Origin of the sequence: Sphingobacterium sp. UBA6320, assembly GCF_002440335.1 — a bacterium.
Lineage (GTDB): Bacteria > Bacteroidota > Bacteroidia > Sphingobacteriales > Sphingobacteriaceae > Sphingobacterium.
This window is the reverse complement of sequence record NZ_DJTA01000032.1, coordinates 63,313-82,382: the sequence shown is the minus strand read 5'-3', so window position 1 is coordinate 82,382 and position 19,070 is coordinate 63,313. Positions and strand designations below refer to the sequence as shown.

The following is a 19,070-nucleotide window of genomic DNA, read 5'->3' as shown; positions in this document are numbered from 1 at the left end:
ATCCCAGCGGGATCACAAGAAAGCTTCACAGAAATGTGAGGCTTTTTTTGTACCCAATGGGATGAGAACAGAAGCGTTGGGATGGGTTTGACCTTTTTCATTGCGGACATGCGTTTGGGGTATGTGGGTCGCAATAAATCCCAGCGGGATCACAAAAGGCACAAGAAATTGCGCCTTTTCTGTTTAAAAGATATTTTAAACCGCAATTCTGAAAAAATAATAAGTCATTTCAAACCATCTTAAACCATACAAAATGGTGCCCTATCATACCAGATCAAATTGACTTAAAGTAGTGAAGAATAATCTGAAAACAAACAAAATATTTTACCAAAAGATTGAGAAATGAAAAGTAATTAAATCCTATTCTGGCACCGTAAATCTAAGGCAGATTCCAAGGGAGTTGCCCCTATTATCTTTAGAATTTCTATATACTGAAATGATGAAGAGTTCTCTACGGCTCAAAAAGTTTATATTGATAGTTGGGACGTTGAAACCAAAAAGTAATAAAGTCAAACAACTCCAAAAAAATCAACTCAACAACTGCCAATATTGAGAATACATTGGAAGTCAATTTTACTGTATTAAAAACCCATTATAATTCTGTTTGCCCATTAATCCTAAAAAATATTTACCATAACTTTCCTATTGATGGCAAAAAGCATGAGGTAAAAGATCATAAAATACCTTTATTATTAGAATTAACTGAAATCAGTTCCGTGCTAAACGATTTGGAAAAAGGAAAAAAAGGCGGAGTTTAACTATTTAAAAATAGCTCTCTTGAAATTGGAAAAAATCACACACCCCATGATAGATATAAATGTTTTTAGCCAGATTTTGTCCTTGATTGATCGGGATATTTTTAAAAAATTGGTTAGTATCTACAATAGTGACAAACATCAGAAAGGACTTACTAGTTGGACACACCTTGTTAGCATGTTATTCTGCCATTTATCATCCACTGATTCGGTACGTGATATCAGCAATGATTTACGTAGTACTACTGGAAACATGAGTAATATGGGCATTTCCAGAGCACGTAGTAAATCGATTATATCTTATATGAATGAGTTCCGGGACTATAATCTGTTTAAGGATCTATATTTTGCTCTTATTTCCAGCCTATGGAATAAGGATATTAATCATCGAAAAGAATTACGGTCCTTGAAACGGTAAGGTATTCTTGGATGCGAGGGTGATCCTCTGTGCCTTTCGATGTTTGATTGGGCCACATTTCGCAGGAATAAGGGGTAGCCAAACTGCACACTTTTCTGAATTATGATGGCTGTCTTCCAGTTTTCATGGAGATTACCGATAGTAAGGTACATGAGAGCAAAAAGGCCAACAGCTTTGCTTTCTCTAAAGGAAGTGTCGTTGTTATGGATCGTGTACACATTGATTTTCAGCTGATTAACACTTTCGGCAACAAGGACTGTTATTTTGTTACGCAAAGCAAAATCAACGTGAGGTACAGCTGTCATTCGAGCATATTTCCGAAGCGTTGAATTTGAATCCATAGATGGTGAAAAAATTCAACAATCAAACATGATTAGACAAAATAACAGGATTTTTTTGAACCTAAATTTTATTTACGCTACTGAGTTTGGTTCAATTTATAGCAATTGAATATTTAATAATATTTACTGAAATTTGGAATTGCAATTGCTCGAAGGTTAATTTTTGTATTAGGACCAGTTATTAACTAACTTACCTTTTTAATTTTCGCCTTCCAGAAATTAAATTTAGCATTTAAAGTGTCAAAGTCAAATGGTTTGGTGAGATAATCATCCATACCAGCAGCGAGACAATCTTTTTTATCCATTTCATATGCCCCAGCAGTCATTGCAATTACTACTGGACTGTATTTACCATAAATACGTTTTAGCTCCCTCGTTGCCTCCAAGCCATCCATTTCTGGCATTTGAACATCCATAAACACGACATCGTAATGTTGGCGTTGTAAAGAAGTGAGTACTTCTATGCCATTTGATACAATATCGCAAGAGAGTCCAATATTTTTAAGCAAGTGCATGATAATTTTCTGGTTGATGGCATTATCCTCGGCGACTAAGATGCTGATCTGGTCCTTTATGGTAGCCGATCTTGTGCCCAATGCTTCTGCAGCCGGTTTTTTATCTTTGATTTCTACTACGGCCAGCTTTTCTAGCAACATTTTGTAGAAATAGGCTTGCTTAATTGGTTTGTCTAGAATTGCCGTAAATAAATGCTTATCTTCTTTTCGGTCTTCCGGAAAACTACCTGCGGAACTAAATAGAACTAGTGGAATGGCTTTTCCGTATATTTCTCTGATGCGCTTAGCCACATCGATACCGTCCAATTGCGGCATTAACAGATCTATAACCGCAATATCATATGATTTTTTGCCTAAGGCCAAAATACCATCCATGCCACTTTCAAATACATCAGCATGCATACCCCATTGCTCACAATGAGTTTTTAAAATCCTAAGATTAGTCAAATTATCATCAATAATCAATACCTGTTTGCCTATCAATTCCTGTTGATAGGTAAGCGCTTTATAAGTCTTAACCGTATTATTGGCAGAAAGCTGGATGGTAAACTTAAAGGTTGTACCTACACCAACCTCACTTTCTACCCAAATGCGACCAATCATTTTCTCAATTAATTTGGCACTAATCGCCAACCCAAGTCCAGTACCGCCATATCTACGAGTAGTGGAAGAATCAACCTGAGAAAAAGATGTAAATAACTTATGCATTTTATCTTTCGGAATCCCAATTCCACTATCTTTTACTGAAAATTCTAATTCATATTTAGTGCCCTTTTTATGGTTAAGTTTAATACTCGTTAAAATTTCGCCCTGATCTGTAAATTTAATCGCATTACCTACCAGATTTACAACAATCTGTCGCAGTCTGGTCATATCTCCGATTACCTCTGTAGGTACATCAGGATCTATCATGTATAGAAGATCAAGATCTTTTTCTTGCGCATTAAAAGAGAGCAGCTCATAGGTTTCTTCAATAATTTTATGCAAAAAGAATGGATGTTCTTCCAATTCAAGTTTGCCCGATTCGATCTTGGAAAAATCCAATATTTGATTTATAATTTCCAGTAGTGCATCTGCGCTGATTCGGATCGACTCTACAAAATCAAATTGGTGTTCATCTAGTTTGGTATTCCTCAATAAACTTGTCATACCGATAACACCATTCATTGGTGTTCTTATTTCATGACTCATATTTGCCAAAAATTCAGATTTGGCCAGATTTTGTTCCTCTGCAATCTGGCTTTTTTCAGCTAACTGGATATTAAGCTCTTTAAGATTTGCCTCATGTAAATACTCTTGGGTAATATCTTCAAAAGTCCATAACATCCCACTTATATGTTCAGAAATAGTAGGTGTACAGCATACGGTAAGAACAACTAAGTCGGGGTCAGTAAATAACCAACGCCAGTTGCTAATTTTTTTCTCGTCGGATTTAAAAATTTCCAATCCGCGTTTAAGAATTTCTTCCTTATTGTCGGCTTTAGCACGAAGTTGTTGCATAGCGGCCGACAGAACCGATGGATGCACATTTCCGTCGTCAATGCCTAATAATTTGGAAGCGGGTTTATTGATCCAACTATTCTTTCCGGTATCGTCAAAAAATACCATACTTTGCGGTACAGTTTGTAAAATAGCATTAAAACTTACTTTTAATTCCTCCAGCGCGTAATAGGTATGAGATAGCTTAATTGTTTCCTTTATTTTCGCTAAGCAAGCCGCTGCAAATTCTTTGAAATCTTCATTAAATTCAAAGTCTTTATTCCAAGCAACAAAAATATAACTTCTTATTTCCATGAGTTGGATAGGAAATACTAAAATAGCGGCGTAGCCGCTTAGTAATTCTTGTATACTTGAGGGGATTTGACTATCCGTATGTTTAAAATACAAAGGATCCTGTTTATCCACAAATGGTACGATCAAACTAGGATCCACATAGGTTCCCTCTTCTTTCGACGAATAGAGCTTAAAAAAACTTACCGTCAGCTCGTCTTCTTGCTTTAAAAGAATAACCTGATCTGCTTCGGTTAACTCCTTTAAGTTTCCCATACATTTTTGGGTTACTATGAACCAATCCTGATAGGTATTTTCCAAACTCAAACAAGAGATAAACTGTAAAGCTCGCTTGGCCCAGTTCATTACATTCATCAATTAATAAATGATTTTACGGCTTCGATCACTTGATCTGGAGCACTAATATGTGGGAAATGGCCAGTAGCATTTACCTCTATTAATTTGCTATTGGCAATATGTTTGTTTAAATAGAGGGCAACTTCCTGAGGTACGGCGATATCATGTTGTGCCTGGATCAACAAAGTTGGTTTTTGATATTTTTCCAGTTCAGCACGCAGATCTGCTTCAAAAATAACTTTTGCCACTGCCAAAGCGATATCTGGCCTGATCGCACCTAAACTTCTGGCAAATGATTCGCCAAGTTCAGGCTTTTCAGGATTGCCCATTGCTATGGATGAAAACCCACTCACCCAGGCATAATAATTTGTGGTCATGGTTTCGTACATGCTATCCAATGCACATTGAGTGAAGCCGCCAATATAACCCTCGATTTCATCATTGATATAACGAGGCGATGCCCCGATAAAAATTACTTTTTTAAAGTAGTTCGGTTTTTTTACTGCAGCAAGCATGGCAATCATCGAACTTACTGAATGGGCAATTATAGTTACCTGTTCAACTTCAAGTACATCAATAATAGCTAGGAGATCGTCGGCATAGGTATGCAGTGTATTATATTTCACAGGGCTATAAGCTTCTGGGGCAGCTTTTCCAGCAGCAACATTATCATATAAAACCAAGCGATAGTCATCTTTAAAAGCTTGTTTTACCCCTTCCCAGGCAGTTTGATCCGTACCAAAACCATGGGCAAAAACCAACGTTTCCCTGGCATTAAGGTTTCCTTCAATATTTACATTATTTTTCTTTCGTATTGCGGCTACCATAAAAATAGATTAATATCGTAAATATATAAACTTTTTTAATGTAAAATTTACAAAAATAAAACAGGTTCGGATTTGAGAAAGGATACTCAATATTGGTGATTTTCAAATTTTCTCTATATTGATAATTGTTTTGCAAGTAATCGCCCTACCTAGTTATTAATTGCAAAATTGATTTAATGTAACAGTTTTTAAAATCGCTAGCATATTAACCCAAGTTCTGATTGATGATGTTTTTAGGTTAACACCTCTCCCTAAATTAATGCTATTGGTAAAAAACGTGAAGATTAAAATTATGAAACCAAAGCGCTATCTGAATTTAAATTCATCATCATATTTGATTGGTACCGATTTTGCAATGTGGCAAAACTCGGTATAGACATTTCTTATCTGAACAAACATCATATATATTTTTGGGCCGAATCGAATAGGTTAGTGAAATTTCTTTCTAATTTATTCAATGTTGAAAAATAATCCGTTATGGAGCAGCATCCATCCGGTACCAATAGCTCTCAAAATCTTTTTGCCCCCATCCTTTGGTCCGAATCAAACCATTGTCGCCAGCAAGCCAATACCCTCCTGCACGATCTTTGAATACTTTGTAAAATCGATTCCCATCGCTGCTGTTGGTAAACTGATAAATCGGATTTTTTTTCTTTTGTTGGTTCGACCATAGGGACATCCCCAAATCTGTACCGACCCAGGTATTATTGCTACGATCCCGATAGATATTCCAAATAATATTATTGGCTAAGTTGATCACCAACTAACAGGAGCGACCTGACATCTGAGGGGCCACCAGTTGGAAATACTTCGTAACGATCTTCGCGATAATTGTATAAAAAAACACCCTTACCAGTCCCCAAAGCAAGATGAGTACCGTCAAGAACAGCAATACTATAAATAAAGGTCTGATAGTGCAATGCTGCCTACGTTGGAGCATGAAGGGAGTAACCATCGTAACTATATAATCCATTATTACTACCCAACCATAATATACCCAGGCTATCCTGCGCAAAGCAGTGCACTGTACTCGCTTTTGCTCCAAGCCCTATATTTCTAAAAAATTGAAAATCTAACGATTGCCCAAAAACAGAAGGACCGCAAAGCGAAAGGAATAGCAAGAAAAACAAATAAACTGTCCGCATCATAAACAAGGTATTTACAAACATAATTATTTAAAAGTGTAAATACAATGTGGAACTTTATCGGCACACTTTTTAAGAAATGTACTAAAGAGCCTGTGATGATGAGTTTGGGCGCTTATCCATTAATTCATTTTTTTTCAATACTTTTGTATACGCTTTAGGGGTATTCTGTAAAGAATTGAGAGAGTCCCTTTGAACCTGATCCGGCTAACACCGGCGTAGGGAAAAGCAATCAGTCCATCTACTCATCCGGACTGTTGTTATGGATTTTTCCTAAAGCTTTTATTGTTAAAAATATAAGAATGGAAAAAAAACTCTGGCAACACATCATTCAGGTAAGAAATACCTCGCCTCTTATTCACAATATCACGAACTATGTTGTGATGAATAATACCGCCAATGCACTGTTGGCAGTGGGCGCATCACCGATCATGGCACACGCCAAACCTGAGGTCGAAGCAATGGTAACGCTATCGCATGCACTGGTCATCAACATCGGTACGCTGGACGAGTACTGGAGCGAATCCATGTTCATGGCATCTAAAAAAGCAGATTCAATCCAGAAACCTTGGGTTTTAGATCCTGTAGGTGCAGGTGCGACCTCCTATCGCGATACTGTTTTAAATCAACTGTTGCTTTTTAAGCCTACCGTCATCAGAGGGAATGCTTCTGAAATCATTGCTCTTGCAAAAACAGCAGATGTGGTGACAAAAGGGGTAGATAGTACCGTGATCAGTACCGAGGCTATCGATGCTGCAAAAAATCTACAGGCCAAATCAGGCGCAATCATATGTATTTCAGGTGAAACAGATATCATCATCAGCCACAACACATGTATATACTTAAAGAATGGGAATGCGATGATGACCAAGGTGACCGGATTAGGTTGTACTGCATCGGCCCTGATCGCGGCATTTATTGCTGCGGTTGAAAATAAAACGGAAGCTGTTGCTGCTGCAATGAGTTTACTGAGCATAGCAGGAGAATTAGCCGCAAAAGAAAGTGCTGGCCCAGCAAGTCTACAGACCCATATTCTGGACAAGCTCTATAACATTACCGAACACGAATTTCTTACCCATTTAAAAATCACCCAATCATGACCCTGCACCCCTCGTTTCCTTATCCACTTTATTTAGTGATCTCGGAAAAGGACTGCCGAGGACGTGATTTCCTTTATGTAGCTGAACAGGCAATACGTGGAGGTGTGGACATGATCCAACTCCGTGAAAAAGAGATCACGACCAAAGAGTTGATATATAAAGCACTGAAATTAAAAGAGATTACCGACAAATATCATATCCCGCTGATCATCAACGATCATGCTGAAGTAGCTGAAAAAATAAGTGCTGCTGGAATCCATGTCGGAAATCGGGATATCGCTCCTGCTGTACTGCGCCGTGTACATGCTTTTGAAAGCAAAACAATTGGCTATTCCATAGAGTATCTCCATCAATTGGATGATGAAAACACCGCTGTAGCAGATTATTTAGGCGTCAGCCCCATATTTAATACGAAAACAAAAACAGATACCGTAACGGAATGGGGCTTGAACGGATTAGCAATGATCCGTTCTCGTACAGATAAGCCCTTAGTTGCAATCGGAAATGTACGATTGGAAAATGCATCAGCAATCGTTAAAGCGGGTGCCGATTCGTTAGCAGTCGTCTCCGCGATCTGTGGTGCTGACCATCCAGAGCAAGCCGCTTATGCAATTAAAAATGAACTATTAAAATGAAACAATACACCTATCCTTCGGTGCTCACCATTGCTGGTTTTGACGGTAGTGGCGGAGCTGGCATTCAGGCCGATATTAAAACCTTTTCAGCGCTGGGCTGCTATGCGACGTCAGTCCTTACTGCTCTGCCGGTGCAAAATACACAAGGAGTCCAAAAAATATATCCCATTCCGATAGCAGCTGTATCCGACCAGATCGCCGCGATCTTAGATGATATTATGCCTGCTGCTATTAAAATAGGCATGGTCCATACCCCCCAACTGGTGGAGACCATCGCGACTTCTTTAAGTCATTATCCAAAGATCCCGATCGTCTTTGATCCTGTCATGGTGGCAACAAGTGGTCATACACTTATTGAGGCAGATACCATCCAAACCATCATGGACAGGCTATTTCCAATAGCCGACATCATCACTCCAAATATGGACGAAGCTGCACTACTGGCTGGCATTGATGTAAAAAATCTGGACGATATGCATCAGGCGGCAAAGATTATTCAGACCCTAGGCTGTAAACATGTTCTTGTTAAAGGAGGACATCAACAAACGGCTACCTTAACCTCATTATTTTTTGAAGAAAATGGCCAGTACACAGCCTTTGAAACGAAAAAATTTGCGACAAAAAATACACATGGATCGGGTTGCACACTTTCCTCAGCTATCGCCGCTTACTTGGCACGTGGAGAAAATTTTCATACCGCAGTAGCATTAGCGCAAGATTATATCTACGAAGCTATTAAACATGGAAAAGATGTCGTAATCGGAAAAGGCAATGGCCCTCTTAACCACTTTTTTAACCCTGATAAATTAATTAAAAATGAATTGGTCTGAAATCGCTTGGAATCAAATTGAAAATAACTATCAGTCTATTTTAGAAATGCCCTTTATTACTGAACTAGCTGCTGGAAATCTACCTATACATAAATTTCAGTTCTATATGGCGCAAGATTCCCTCTATCTGGAACACTTCGGAAGAGCATTAGCACTGATCGCAGCTCGGGCACATGATGTAGATACTACTTTACACTATATCAAGTATGCGGAGACAGCGATTGTGGTCGAAAATGCCCTGCATCATGCATACTTTCAGGATTTTGGTTTAACCGAAAAGGGAACGATGGGGCCCGTATGTCATCATTATATTCACTTTTTAAAAAGCACGGCAGCACTAGATGCCGTTGAAATCGCTATGGCCGCGGTACTCCCCTGCTTTTGGATCTATAAAAAAGTCGGTGATCATATCCTCAATGAGGTGAACAGCAGCAATCATCCGTACCAAAAATGGATCGATACCTATGGTGGTGAAGACTTTGCTATTGCCGTCCAGCAAGCCATTGATCTGTGCGACAAGGCGGCAGCGGAAGCATCACCAGCCATTAGAGAAAAGATGACCGAAGCTTTTATTACTGCTTCAAAAATGGAATATTATTTCTGGGAAGCGGCATATGATATCAAAAGTTGGATGTAATGAAAAAGAGGTTAAATCCTATTATTCATTTCAGTGACAAAAAAATAGTTAGCGCACTACCTATTTATTAAAATTATAGCAAAAAGTTAAATAAAGAGCGTAAAAGTGGGATCACTTGTTGACTTTCAGCGATCCCTTCTTGACAAGAAGGGATCGCTTATTTGTAATAAGGGAACACAATTTAGCAAAAAGGGATCGCTTGTTTGTAATAAGGGAACACAATTTCACAATAAGGGATCACTTGTTTGTAAAAAGGGACACAAGTTCACAAAAAGGGATCGCTTGTTTGTAAAAAGGGAACACAATTTCACAACAAGGGATCACTTGTTTGTAATAAGGGAACACAACTTCACAACAAGGGATCACTTGTTTGTAATAAGGGAACATAACTTCGCAACAAGGGATCGCTTTTCCTAAAAAGACATCAGCAGTTATAGAAATACTGATCCAACCTCGACAACAACTTATCACTTGTTTGCGACAAGAGGTTTAACTTTAGAAAACTTGTTCTCCTTCTTCAGAAAAAGGGACTCCATCTTTTCAAGAAGGGACTGCACAAAGCGAAGAAGTGATCACTGACTGGATGATTTTAATCGAATAATAGCTTATTTAAGCTTTAAAAGGTGTTTTTAAATTTTAAGATCTCGACTTATTGATTTTTTTCTAACTGACCTCGATTGGTTGTATCAGCAACTTTTACCAACTAAGTATTGTCGTATGACCTGAATCTTCGCAAAATAATCAAGAACAAAATTGAGGATCCGCACAGTCATCTCCTAATAAGATGATTTACCCAGATACTGAAGTTGACTGGCTCCGCTTGATCGATCAGATTACGAATCCCTTTGCTCTTTTTAGTAGCCTATTAAAAAAGAGCATCAATCCCTATTAAAGTATGATCTTAAAGGAAATTAAGCCAATCACATCTCTACACGAGATATTGTATTTGGTAAATAACTTTTTTTCTCTCAAATTTGTAAATATTACATATAAATACCAGTATTTAATTTCTGAACCAGTAGCAGCAGATATTTTTAAATAAAACAAACTAAAAATATGATGGAAATAAAAATTTTATGCTTAGCGGACATCAATGATCAAATTGCCGAAGAGATAGCAGCGCTTTTTAAACAGCTCAGTCCTCAAAAAAAACAATTGCCATTAACTGAAATATTGAAGGATGAAAATCCCATATCATTCGTTTACTGTTTAATTGATCAGCATGTAGCAGGGATAGCTAGTATATGTACTTATCAAGTAATTTCGGGTAGCAAAGGATGGATCGAGGACGTGGTGGTGAATGAGCAATATAGAGGTAGAGGTATCGGAAAAAAACTCATTGAAAAAATATTAGAAATTGGCCATCAGAAAAAGCTTAAGGAGATTTTACTCTACACAGAAGATCATCGCGAAGCCGCTTTAAACCTTTATCAAGGTATCGGCTTTCAAGCTAAAGAAAGCAAAATTTATTATATTAAAAATGAACAGGTTTAAAACTTGAGCCTTTAGAGCTAGCGTATACAAAATTTCTGTATCACATATTTAATTCTTATTTGATGCACATGTTGCGACAAAAAACACAACTTTACACCTATATTATAGCACCAAAATAAACAACCCCATGTATAGAATTTGTATCAGTATCCTATTGTTATCTTTTTTCTCCTGTATGGCACAGCAAAAAACACAAACTTTTTCTGCTGACCACCCTGCAATTACTTATACTGGACGAATTGATTTTTCAGATCCTAAATTGCCCACTTTCTATGCTCCTGGGGTGTACTTTGAGTTCGATTACGAAGGATCCTATTGTGACATTACACTTATCGATGAAGCATTATATGGAAAAAATCATAATTACATCAGTATACTCATCGATCAGGAACCGGTGCAACGATTGAAGCTTGCCTCGAAGGAAAATAAAATACGGATTGGTGAAAAGCTTGCTGCAGGTCGACATCACGTATTGATCTGTAAAGGAACAGAAGCAAATATAGGGTCCCTAGCACTAAAGAATATCCAAGCAGAACAGATTTACAAATCATTGGACCATACGACCCGAAAAATCGAATTTTATGGCAATTCCATCACCTGTGGGACTGGCTCCAACCTCAGCATTCCCTGCGGCACTGGAGAATGGTCTGACCAGCACGATGCCTATGCAGCGTATGGCCCCATTTTAGCACGTAGTCTCCATGCAAAATGGCAGTTGACATCATACTCAGGAATAGGTCTTATGCATTCGTGTTGTGATCTAAAATTTACAATGCCTGATATTTATGATAAAATAAATTTACGCGACAATCGCATCAATTGGAACTTTTCCACTTATCAACCCGATTTAGTCTGTGTGACACTTGGACAGAATGATGGTTTTCAACCTGCTGAATTATTTATAAAGAATTATATTGACTTTCTAAAGAAGCTACGTCAAAAATATCCTAAAGCAGAAATTTTATGTTTAAGCAGCCCAATGGCAGATCCGGAACTTAAATCCTATTTTGCCTTACAATTACCTGAAATTGTGAAGCGTGCAGATGACACGAACATCAACTATTATCTCTTTCAAAAATCTTACAATTCTGGATGCGACAGCCATCCTGATGCGAAGGAACATGTGCAGATCGCACAAGAACTGGAGCATGCTATCCTAAAACAATATAACTGGAAAAAATAGAACCAAAAAAATAGCAAAATAGTATCAATACAGTAACCTACAAAAAATAGCTTAAATAAACATTTTCTGGTTTAAATAGTTCGAATATTATTAAGATTGGTCATAATAGTATTAAAGATCTACTTGAATTATCTCCATATTTGGATAATTATAACCAAGAAATAAAGCTATGTTAAACATTCTACAAAGATCCCTACTTACAGTGGGCTTTTTTACATTATGTCTCCATTCTGCTTATGCCCAACAATCCGGAAATCGGGTAATCACAGGTATAGTCCAAAATGCAGAGGGACAAAAACTTCCTGGCGTCAACGTTACGGTAAAGGGGACCAATACCGTTGCCGCGACAGATAGTCAAGGAAAATATACCATCACGATCCCATCAAACGCTAAGAGTTTAGTGTTTTCCTTTGTCGGTTCCAAAGCTCAAGAAGTTACTATTGCAGATAAAAACACCATTAACATCTCTTTAGAGCCTTTTAGCAATACTTTGGATGAATTGGTCGTGATCGGATACGGTTCTGTCCGTAAAGCAAATGTTACTTCTTCCATTTCTTCTATCTCTGAAAAAGATTTTAAGGACCAACCCGTAGCTGGAATAGATCAAGCACTGCAGGGTAAAGTCGCAGGTGTAACGGTGACCAACAATGGCGGTCAGCCCGGAGGGGGCGTTTCCGTTAAAGTACGTGGTATTACCTCAGTCAATGGAACAGAACCTCTTTATGTCATCGACGGAGTTCCGATCCTAACCAGTACAAACTCGGTCTCACAAGACCAACTTGGAGGAAAAGGTGGTCAGACCGAGCAGTCTGTCCTCGCCACATTAAATCCAAATGACATTTTATCGATTGACATCTTAAAAGATGCCTCGGCACAAGCTATTTACGGATCATTGGGTGCCAATGGCGTAATCCTAGTCACAACTAAGAAAGGAAAAGCCGGTGAAGGTAAATTTACCTATGATGGCTATTATGGTATCCAGCAGGTGGCAAAAAAACTCAACATCATGAACTTGCCACAGTACGCAACCTATTATAATTCATTAATCCCCGAAGTATTCAAAGCTTCTGGAACTGCACTCAACGAGATCGGTGAACTCAAAGATCCCACAATATTGGGTAAGGGTACCGATTGGCAAGATGCATTATTCCAAACTGGCCATACGAGCAATCATCAACTAGCATTCTCTGGAGGGCACAACAAAACGTCTTACTATTTTTCGCTCAATTCATTTGATCAAAAGGGTACCATTATTGGTTCAGATTTTAATCGGTTAGCCAGTAGGTTTGCGTTGGACCAAGAAGTGAAACCTTGGTTAAAAGCAGGTATTACCGCAAATTTATCCCGTTCTAATCAAGGGATTACACTTACCGACGGAGTAGAAACGCCCACCGCAATCGTTTTATACAATAGTCCTGCAACTCCTATTAAAGATGCAAATGGCAACTATATCACGACAAGTTCTTTAGGTAACAATACCTTTGGCAATGCCAATGGCAATCCAATTGCTACTGCACTTTTGCGTGAAGTAAATGCGATCCAAAATAAAGCTTTTGGTAATATTTATGCGGAACTGAAATTTACCGATTATCTGACGCTAAGAAATGAAGTAAACTATGATTTCCAATTAGCAGAAAATACCGCATTCCAGCCCAAAATAGATAATCAGAATACTGGTCAAAGTATTCTTTCTCCCAGTAAATTGCGAGAAGATCGAAACACAAGTCATTTTTGGGCTTTGAGAAATTTCTTAAATTTCAACAAAGGATTTGGTGCTAAACACTGGGTGTCGGCCGTATTAGGACATGAAGCTCAGGAATCACACTATAATGGACATTACATCAGTGCCATCGACCTGGATCAAAATATCAAATCTATTAATGCAGGAACTGTTGTACCTTCCGGAACAAACTCCACCACCAGTTCATGGGCTATGGAATCTTATTTCGGTCGCGCGAGCTATACATTCGACAATAAATATGCGATCTCCGGATCCCTACGTCGTGATGGGGCTTCGAGCTTTGGAGAAAATAGGAAACATGGAACTTTTACAGCGATCTCCGGTGCATGGACAGTGACTTCGGAAAAGTTTGCTAAAAACTGGAATGCGATCGATTATCTCAAATTTCGTGTTGGTTATGGTACAGTAGGAAATCAGAATTCTCCGGTTCAAAATGCATACTCTACCAATATTCGCCTCTTCCCTATTTCTCCATTTGGCAAAGGAGGTATTCCCGCCAATGTCGGAAATCCAAATTTAGGATGGGAGTCTGTGAAAACGACAAATGCAGGTTTTGACTTAACCCTATTGAAGAAAAAATTAGAAATAACCGTGGATGTTTATAATAAAGTGACCACGGATATGATTCTTTCCACAACACTACCAGTATTTGCAGGATTAGACCCAAACCCACCCTACAATGCCTATAAAGAAATTGAACCTCCGGTTACAAATGCGGGTAAAATGTCCAATAAAGGTATTGATATCGGAATCACCAGTTACAATATACAACGGGACAATTTCACTTGGAAAACAAGCGTTGTATTTTCACACTATAAAAATAAATTGGTTAGCCTAAACTCGGAAAATGCGTTATTGCGTGGCGTAGAGCAAGATTTCACGGGTTCTACTTCTGTCGTTAACATTACGCGAGCAGGACATGCAGTCGGTACCTTCTATGGTTATGTCACGGACGGATTATTCCGTTCCATGGACGAACTCAATAATGGCACGGATTGGGGATTGGCTGTAGGTCCAACAGGTTTATATTTAGGAGATGTACGGTATAAGGATTTAAATGGTGATGGAAAAATAGGATCTGAAGACGTGACCACTATTGGAGATCCTAACCCGACCTTCAATTACGGGATCACTAATAATTTTACCTACAAAAACTTTGACGTATCTATTTTCCTACAAGGAGTGCAGGGTTCAAAAATTTTTAACTGGACAAAGAAATATACCGAATCACTTTCAAATCCTTTTTTAAATCAATCTGCTGATGTTTTAAACCGCTATACAGAATCCAATCCCAACGCATCTATTCCGCGTTTTGTCAACCAATGGCATAGTAACAATACCAAAAATTCTGACCGCTATATTGAAGATGGCTCTTATTTGAGGATTCAAAATATTGCCATTGGCTATAACCTTCCGGAACGTTGGATGAAATCGGTTAAAGCCTCTAGTGCAAGAATTTATTTATCCGCACAAAACTTATATACGTTTACCAAATACTCCGGATATGATCCCGAGATCGGTTCGTTCAATAAATCAGTCTTGTCTCAAAATGTGGATAATGGTCACTATCCAAATCCAAGAACATTTACGATCGGAGCTAATATTCAATTCTAATTTCCATCATCATGAAAAGATATCAATTTATATATATAATGCTCGGGCTTGGCTTTATGCTTACAGCTTGTAAAAAAGAATTTCTAAATAAACCTTCGGAAAATAATCCAACCTTAGATACCTATTACAATACTGCAGAAGAGGTATATGCGGCTACTGGTTATCTTTATAATTCGGTTTGGTACGATTACACCGACAAATCGTTCCATGCTATCGGGGAAACACTAGCTGGAAATATGTTAACCGAAACTGGACCCAATTATGATGGGGGTAGTTTTAATAATTTCACCGTCTTGAGTACCGATGGACTGGTTGCTTCTGCATGGCGCTCGCTCTATAAAGTTGCGGGTACAGCTACTGTTTTGGCTTCGACTTTCGAACAGAAAAAATCCACTTCTGGAGATAAAGACTATTTGAATATCGCTATTGCCGAATCGCGTTTTATTCGCGCAGTTGCCTACTTTTACTTGACCAGAATATACAAGGATATTCCTATTGTCAATGATCCAGTTGCCTTAGCAGGATCAGGTAATTACAATGTGCCTCGTTATATCCAATCGGATGTATTACGCTTTATCTTAGAAGACTTAGCTTTTGCAGAACAAAATCTTCCGACCACTCCCTATCAAAAAGGTCGAGTTTCGTCCCTTTCTGCATCAGGAATGATGGCTAAAGTACATTTATATCAAAAGAATTATGAAAAGGCCAAAGAAAAGGCGCAACTCGTCATTAGTTCCGGAAAATATGATTTATATCCAAATTATGAGGAAATGTTCACCAGTTCTAAAGCAAATAATAATCAAGAGTCTTTATTCGCATTGCAGTGGATAGCAGATGGTGGTTATGGCTATGCCAATGCTGTCAATGCTTATGCAGCACCGAGTACCTTAATGAAACCCGACAAAGGAACTGGGTACTCATCAGTCTATCCAACTATCGATATGTTAGAATCTTATGCCGCACAAGATAGACGTCGTAAATGGTCAAATATGGAACATGGTTTTTTCCGCGCAGATTGGAAAAATGTCAATTTTCCAAATGGTTTTACCTACGATACCACCGGCACAAACTATGAAACAACGACTACTTTTCGAAATGGTTCTCGAGCAAATTCGCTTAAATATGTCGTAGGTCCGGGTTCCAATGGTGAAAAATTATCTGATAATGGATCTTCTGATATCTGTACCTATATTTTACGTTATGCCGATGTTCTACTTATTTATGCCGAGGCGACATTAGGAACCCAAGCGAGCACTTCAGATGCAACCGCATTAAATGCTTTCAATAAGGTTCACAATCGAGCGGGAAATTTCAACAACATCCCAGCTACATCTTTAACTGCAGACCTAATCTTTAAAGAAAGACGTGCCGAATTTGCTTATGAAGGCGATTTTTGGTTTGATGTGCAAAGAAGAGGTTTTGATTTTGCGAAGCAATTTGTGTCCAAACAGGAACGTGGTTCTTATACCGGTACTGGAATCAGCACATTCAAAACGACGATCAATAATGAAGCGCAGTTGTTTTTACCTATTCCGCAATCGGAAACTGTCTCTGATCCTGAATTATTAAAACCAGCAGTTCCTTATTACACGAATTAATCCCCTATAAAAATGAAAAATATATTAAAACCATTATTTATATCCATCGGGATGTTATGTGCAGTCGGAGTTTTTATAGGCTGTAAAAAAGAAGAAAGCAACTTAAGTGAGCCTTCCACAAATCCCAATCCACAAGAAATATCACCGGGCCAAGGTGCCGCAGGAGAAGTATTGACACTAAAAGGGACAGGATTAGGTGGAATTAAAATGATCTATTTTGAAAAAGATAGTATTGAAGCCACCTTAAATCCCAATTTCAATACAGACCATGCCGTGATCTTCCGTATTCCAGATGATGCAATACCTGCAGACCAAAATATTGTCTTTATCAATTACAAAGACGTCAAATTTACCGTTCCTTTTAAAGTACTGGGTCTTCCAAACATACTCGAAGTATCCAATTATAACTTTAAAGGAAATGGTGAGCTTACACTAACGGGTAAGAATTTTGCGGATATCTCCGAAGCTAAATTTGTCAAGGATGAGCAAGCTGTGATTCAAATTGTTTCGAAAACGGCTACTTCCATCACCTTGAAAATACCTGTAGTTGAATTTACACAATCCAAATTAATCTTGACGAATGAAGCAGGTAGTATCACCAGCAAAGATGATTTTGTCAATTTAGATAAAGCTTTAGTGTTATTTTATGAAGATATGGAACAAGGTCTTGTCAATGGTTCATGGGGACCGGCAGAAGTATCAAGTGAAGCGGCTAAATCAGGAACACATTCTTTCAAGATGACTTATAATAAAGGAAATTGGTCCGCTAATGGATTTGCCAATTGGTCAGGAGGAATTAACGTTCCTGTCGAATATACCTATATTTCATTCTGGTTAAAAGGTGGTACATCGGATCAGACTTTATATATCACCTCGAATACTCGAAATGTTGCCTATGGCAATTCGGATCGGAATACTGAACTTATTGTCAAGGCCAATAAATGGAATTACTTTAAATTGAAAACCGCAGATATAGATCAGTTTGTCAACGGTAGAAATATCGTTCAATTGGGATTTTGGCTTCCGGGTCCTGATGATGCTAATCAAAATATCTATTTAGATGATCTCATCTTTATTAAATAGTACCCGGTAAAAGGCGATCTTCGGATCGCCTTTTACATTACACAAATATCCGCGAGCCCGAAAAATTCTCCCTAAATTCGGTCGGCGTGCATCCCTTTTTCTTTTTAAAAATACGATTGAAATTGGAGATGTTATTAAAGCCACAGGTGAATGACACCTCTGCTACCGCATGTGTGGTTTCAATTAATAATCGGGTCGCATGCCCCAATCGAATTTCTGTTAACGAATCTATAAACGTGTTACCCGTTCGCTTTTTTATAAATCGGGAAAATGAAACCTCTGTCATATTGACTAATTTGGCAATTTCTTTCAACGATATTGGCTTACCATAATGGGCATTCATATATTCAAATGCCTTATCAAGCCGTCTGCTATTATACGAGAAATTGTCTACCTGAATAAAATTATCTCCCGATAAGGTTTGCACCCCGCGTGAAGAAGAAAGATCCCGTAAGATGAGCATCAGGGAAATCACAGAATCAAATCCTGATTTTTTATCCAGATCTTTTATCCGAGGGGCTATCATCTCAATGGCTTCTTTGGAAAAACTCAAGCCTTTGGATGATAATTCGAACATTTTTTTAATGAAATTAAGTTGATTGCGCTTTAGAAATTTTTCATCAAATAAATCCTTATGCCACTGTACCGTGATCTCCTGAATTTCCTCAGATTGACATTGGTGGGTAAACCAGGCATGGGGAAGATTGGGTCCTACCAATACCAATTCCAGCTCATCGATCGTTTCGATATGATTGCCGATAATACGCCTCGCTCCTTGTCCATTTATAATCAGGTTTAATTCATATTCATCATGATAATGCAGCGGAAAATCAAACTCCTTCTTGATGCGACTGAACATCGTAAAACAATCTGACTGCGTTAGTGGTGTTATTTCCTTAATGATATTGGTATGATCCATGATGTTTACAATTGGTATACTAATCTAGTATTTTTTATCAGATGTGATAAATAAATATTAAATAAGTTTTAAATAAAAATAGGTTTCATATCATTTAAACAAATGATA

17 protein-coding genes and 1 riboswitch are annotated in these 19,070 nt (G+C 38.1%); of the genes, 10 read left to right on the top strand and 7 right to left on the bottom strand.

The annotated features are described in order from the left end of the window. The first annotated feature begins 804 nt into the window (after window positions 1–804). Complete coding sequence (locus tag B3P23_RS21510) at window positions 805–1,173, top strand: DUF4372 domain-containing protein (protein ID WP_414713164.1); 369 nt, start codon at window positions 805–807, stop codon at window positions 1,171–1,173. Here B3P23_RS21510 and B3P23_RS20790 read toward each other — a convergent pair. From B3P23_RS20790 to B3P23_RS20765, 6 genes are all read right to left on the bottom strand, one after another. Continuing rightward, window positions 1,140–1,514 (bottom strand): hypothetical protein, encoded by a 375-nt coding sequence (locus B3P23_RS20790; RefSeq protein ID WP_293929272.1) that lies wholly within the window; start codon window positions 1,512–1,514, stop codon window positions 1,140–1,142. The genes B3P23_RS21510 and B3P23_RS20790 overlap by 34 nt on opposite strands. A gap of 185 nt (window positions 1,515–1,699) precedes the next feature. Next, window positions 1,700–4,075: a response regulator gene (locus tag B3P23_RS20785; RefSeq protein WP_293929271.1), complete on the bottom strand. Its 2,376-nt coding sequence runs from the start codon at window positions 4,073–4,075 to the stop codon at window positions 1,700–1,702. Between the two features lie 98 nt (window positions 4,076–4,173). Next, window positions 4,174–4,983 (bottom strand): alpha/beta fold hydrolase, encoded by an 810-nt coding sequence (locus B3P23_RS20780; RefSeq protein WP_293929269.1) that lies wholly within the window; start codon window positions 4,981–4,983, stop codon window positions 4,174–4,176. A 475-nt stretch (window positions 4,984–5,458) separates the two neighbouring features. Then, window positions 5,459–5,743, bottom strand: coding sequence for a two-component regulator propeller domain-containing protein (locus B3P23_RS20775; protein WP_293929267.1), 285 nt, complete (start codon window positions 5,741–5,743; stop codon window positions 5,459–5,461). After that, window positions 5,724–5,903, bottom strand: coding sequence for a hypothetical protein (locus B3P23_RS20770; protein ID WP_293929265.1), 180 nt, complete (start codon window positions 5,901–5,903; stop codon window positions 5,724–5,726). Before B3P23_RS20770 ends, B3P23_RS20775 begins: the two co-directional genes overlap by 20 nt. A gap of 6 nt (window positions 5,904–5,909) precedes the next feature. Beyond that, window positions 5,910–6,131, bottom strand: a complete 222-nt coding sequence (locus B3P23_RS20765; protein ID WP_293929263.1) for a hypothetical protein — start codon at window positions 6,129–6,131, stop codon at window positions 5,910–5,912. Between the two features lie 146 nt (window positions 6,132–6,277). After that, window positions 6,278–6,370: riboswitch (TPP riboswitch) on the top strand. A 60-nt stretch (window positions 6,371–6,430) separates the two neighbouring features. Here B3P23_RS20765 and thiM point away from each other — a divergent pair. The 9 genes from thiM to B3P23_RS20720 all read left to right on the top strand — a co-directional run bounded on the left by thiM (window position 6,431) and on the right by B3P23_RS20720 (window position 18,043). Continuing rightward, the gene (thiM, locus tag B3P23_RS20760) at window positions 6,431–7,228 is read left to right on the top strand and encodes a hydroxyethylthiazole kinase (RefSeq protein WP_260946257.1); all 798 of its coding nucleotides are present in this window, start codon (window positions 6,431–6,433) and stop codon (window positions 7,226–7,228) included. Further along, entirely contained in the window at window positions 7,225–7,863 is a 639-nt protein-coding gene (thiE, locus tag B3P23_RS20755) for a thiamine phosphate synthase (RefSeq protein WP_293929257.1), read from the top strand. The genes thiM and thiE overlap by 4 nt, the downstream gene beginning before the upstream one ends. Next, entirely contained in the window at window positions 7,860–8,693 is an 834-nt protein-coding gene (gene thiD, locus B3P23_RS20750) for a bifunctional hydroxymethylpyrimidine kinase/phosphomethylpyrimidine kinase (protein WP_045752397.1), read from the top strand. Before thiE ends, thiD begins: the two co-directional genes overlap by 4 nt. Then, a complete protein-coding gene (gene tenA, locus B3P23_RS20745) occupies window positions 8,680–9,330 on the top strand; it encodes a thiaminase II (protein WP_248754360.1) in 651 nt (216 codons plus the stop codon). Before thiD ends, tenA begins: the two co-directional genes overlap by 14 nt. Window positions 9,331–10,386: 1,056 nt before the next feature. After that, window positions 10,387–10,824 (top strand): GNAT family N-acetyltransferase, encoded by a 438-nt coding sequence (locus B3P23_RS20740; protein ID WP_248754361.1) that lies wholly within the window; start codon window positions 10,387–10,389, stop codon window positions 10,822–10,824. 127 nt (window positions 10,825–10,951) lie between these two features. Further along, entirely contained in the window at window positions 10,952–12,007 is a 1,056-nt protein-coding gene (locus tag B3P23_RS20735; protein ID WP_248754362.1) for an SGNH/GDSL hydrolase family protein, read from the top strand. A gap of 169 nt (window positions 12,008–12,176) precedes the next feature. After that, window positions 12,177–15,362: a SusC/RagA family TonB-linked outer membrane protein gene (locus B3P23_RS20730; RefSeq protein WP_094771561.1), complete on the top strand. Its 3,186-nt coding sequence runs from the start codon at window positions 12,177–12,179 to the stop codon at window positions 15,360–15,362. Window positions 15,363–15,373: 11 nt separating this feature from the next. Beyond that, entirely contained in the window at window positions 15,374–16,960 is a 1,587-nt protein-coding gene (locus B3P23_RS20725; RefSeq protein WP_248754363.1) for a RagB/SusD family nutrient uptake outer membrane protein, read from the top strand. 12 nt (window positions 16,961–16,972) lie between these two features. Further along, entirely contained in the window at window positions 16,973–18,043 is a 1,071-nt protein-coding gene (locus B3P23_RS20720; RefSeq protein ID WP_281047537.1) for a cell shape determination protein CcmA, read from the top strand. Window positions 18,044–18,080: 37 nt separating this feature from the next. On the opposite strand, the gene B3P23_RS20715 is transcribed toward B3P23_RS20720, so the two are convergent. After that, window positions 18,081–18,962: a helix-turn-helix domain-containing protein gene (locus B3P23_RS20715; protein ID WP_045754442.1), complete on the bottom strand. Its 882-nt coding sequence runs from the start codon at window positions 18,960–18,962 to the stop codon at window positions 18,081–18,083. Between the last annotated feature and the right edge of the window lie 108 nt (window positions 18,963–19,070).

Excerpts from the sequence above, each read along its gene's own strand:
- B3P23_RS20790 (WP_293929272.1), bottom strand. The coding sequence starts at position 1,514 with ATGGATTCAAATTCAACGCTTCGGAAATATGCTCGAATGACAGCTGTA.
- B3P23_RS20735 (WP_248754362.1), top strand. The coding sequence starts at position 10,952 with ATGTATAGAATTTGTATCAGTATCCTATTGTTATCTTTTTTCTCCTGT.
- B3P23_RS20740 (WP_248754361.1), top strand. The coding sequence starts at position 10,387 with ATGATGGAAATAAAAATTTTATGCTTAGCGGACATCAATGATCAAATT.
- thiM (WP_260946257.1), top strand. The coding sequence starts at position 6,431 with ATGGAAAAAAAACTCTGGCAACACATCATTCAGGTAAGAAATACCTCG.
- thiD (WP_045752397.1), top strand. The coding sequence starts at position 7,860 with ATGAAACAATACACCTATCCTTCGGTGCTCACCATTGCTGGTTTTGAC.
- B3P23_RS20780 (WP_293929269.1), bottom strand. The coding sequence starts at position 4,983 with ATGGTAGCCGCAATACGAAAGAAAAATAATGTAAATATTGAAGGAAAC.
- B3P23_RS20765 (WP_293929263.1), bottom strand. The coding sequence starts at position 6,131 with ATGATGCGGACAGTTTATTTGTTTTTCTTGCTATTCCTTTCGCTTTGC.
- B3P23_RS21510 (WP_414713164.1), top strand. The coding sequence starts at position 805 with ATGATAGATATAAATGTTTTTAGCCAGATTTTGTCCTTGATTGATCGG.
- B3P23_RS20725 (WP_248754363.1), top strand. The coding sequence starts at position 15,374 with ATGAAAAGATATCAATTTATATATATAATGCTCGGGCTTGGCTTTATG.
- thiE (WP_293929257.1), top strand. The coding sequence starts at position 7,225 with ATGACCCTGCACCCCTCGTTTCCTTATCCACTTTATTTAGTGATCTCG.
- B3P23_RS20720 (WP_281047537.1), top strand. The coding sequence starts at position 16,973 with ATGAAAAATATATTAAAACCATTATTTATATCCATCGGGATGTTATGT.
- tenA (WP_248754360.1), top strand. The coding sequence starts at position 8,680 with ATGAATTGGTCTGAAATCGCTTGGAATCAAATTGAAAATAACTATCAG.
- B3P23_RS20715 (WP_045754442.1), bottom strand. The coding sequence starts at position 18,962 with ATGGATCATACCAATATCATTAAGGAAATAACACCACTAACGCAGTCA.
- B3P23_RS20730 (WP_094771561.1), top strand. The coding sequence starts at position 12,177 with ATGTTAAACATTCTACAAAGATCCCTACTTACAGTGGGCTTTTTTACA.
- B3P23_RS20785 (WP_293929271.1), bottom strand. The coding sequence starts at position 4,075 with ATGGGAAACTTAAAGGAGTTAACCGAAGCAGATCAGGTTATTCTTTTA.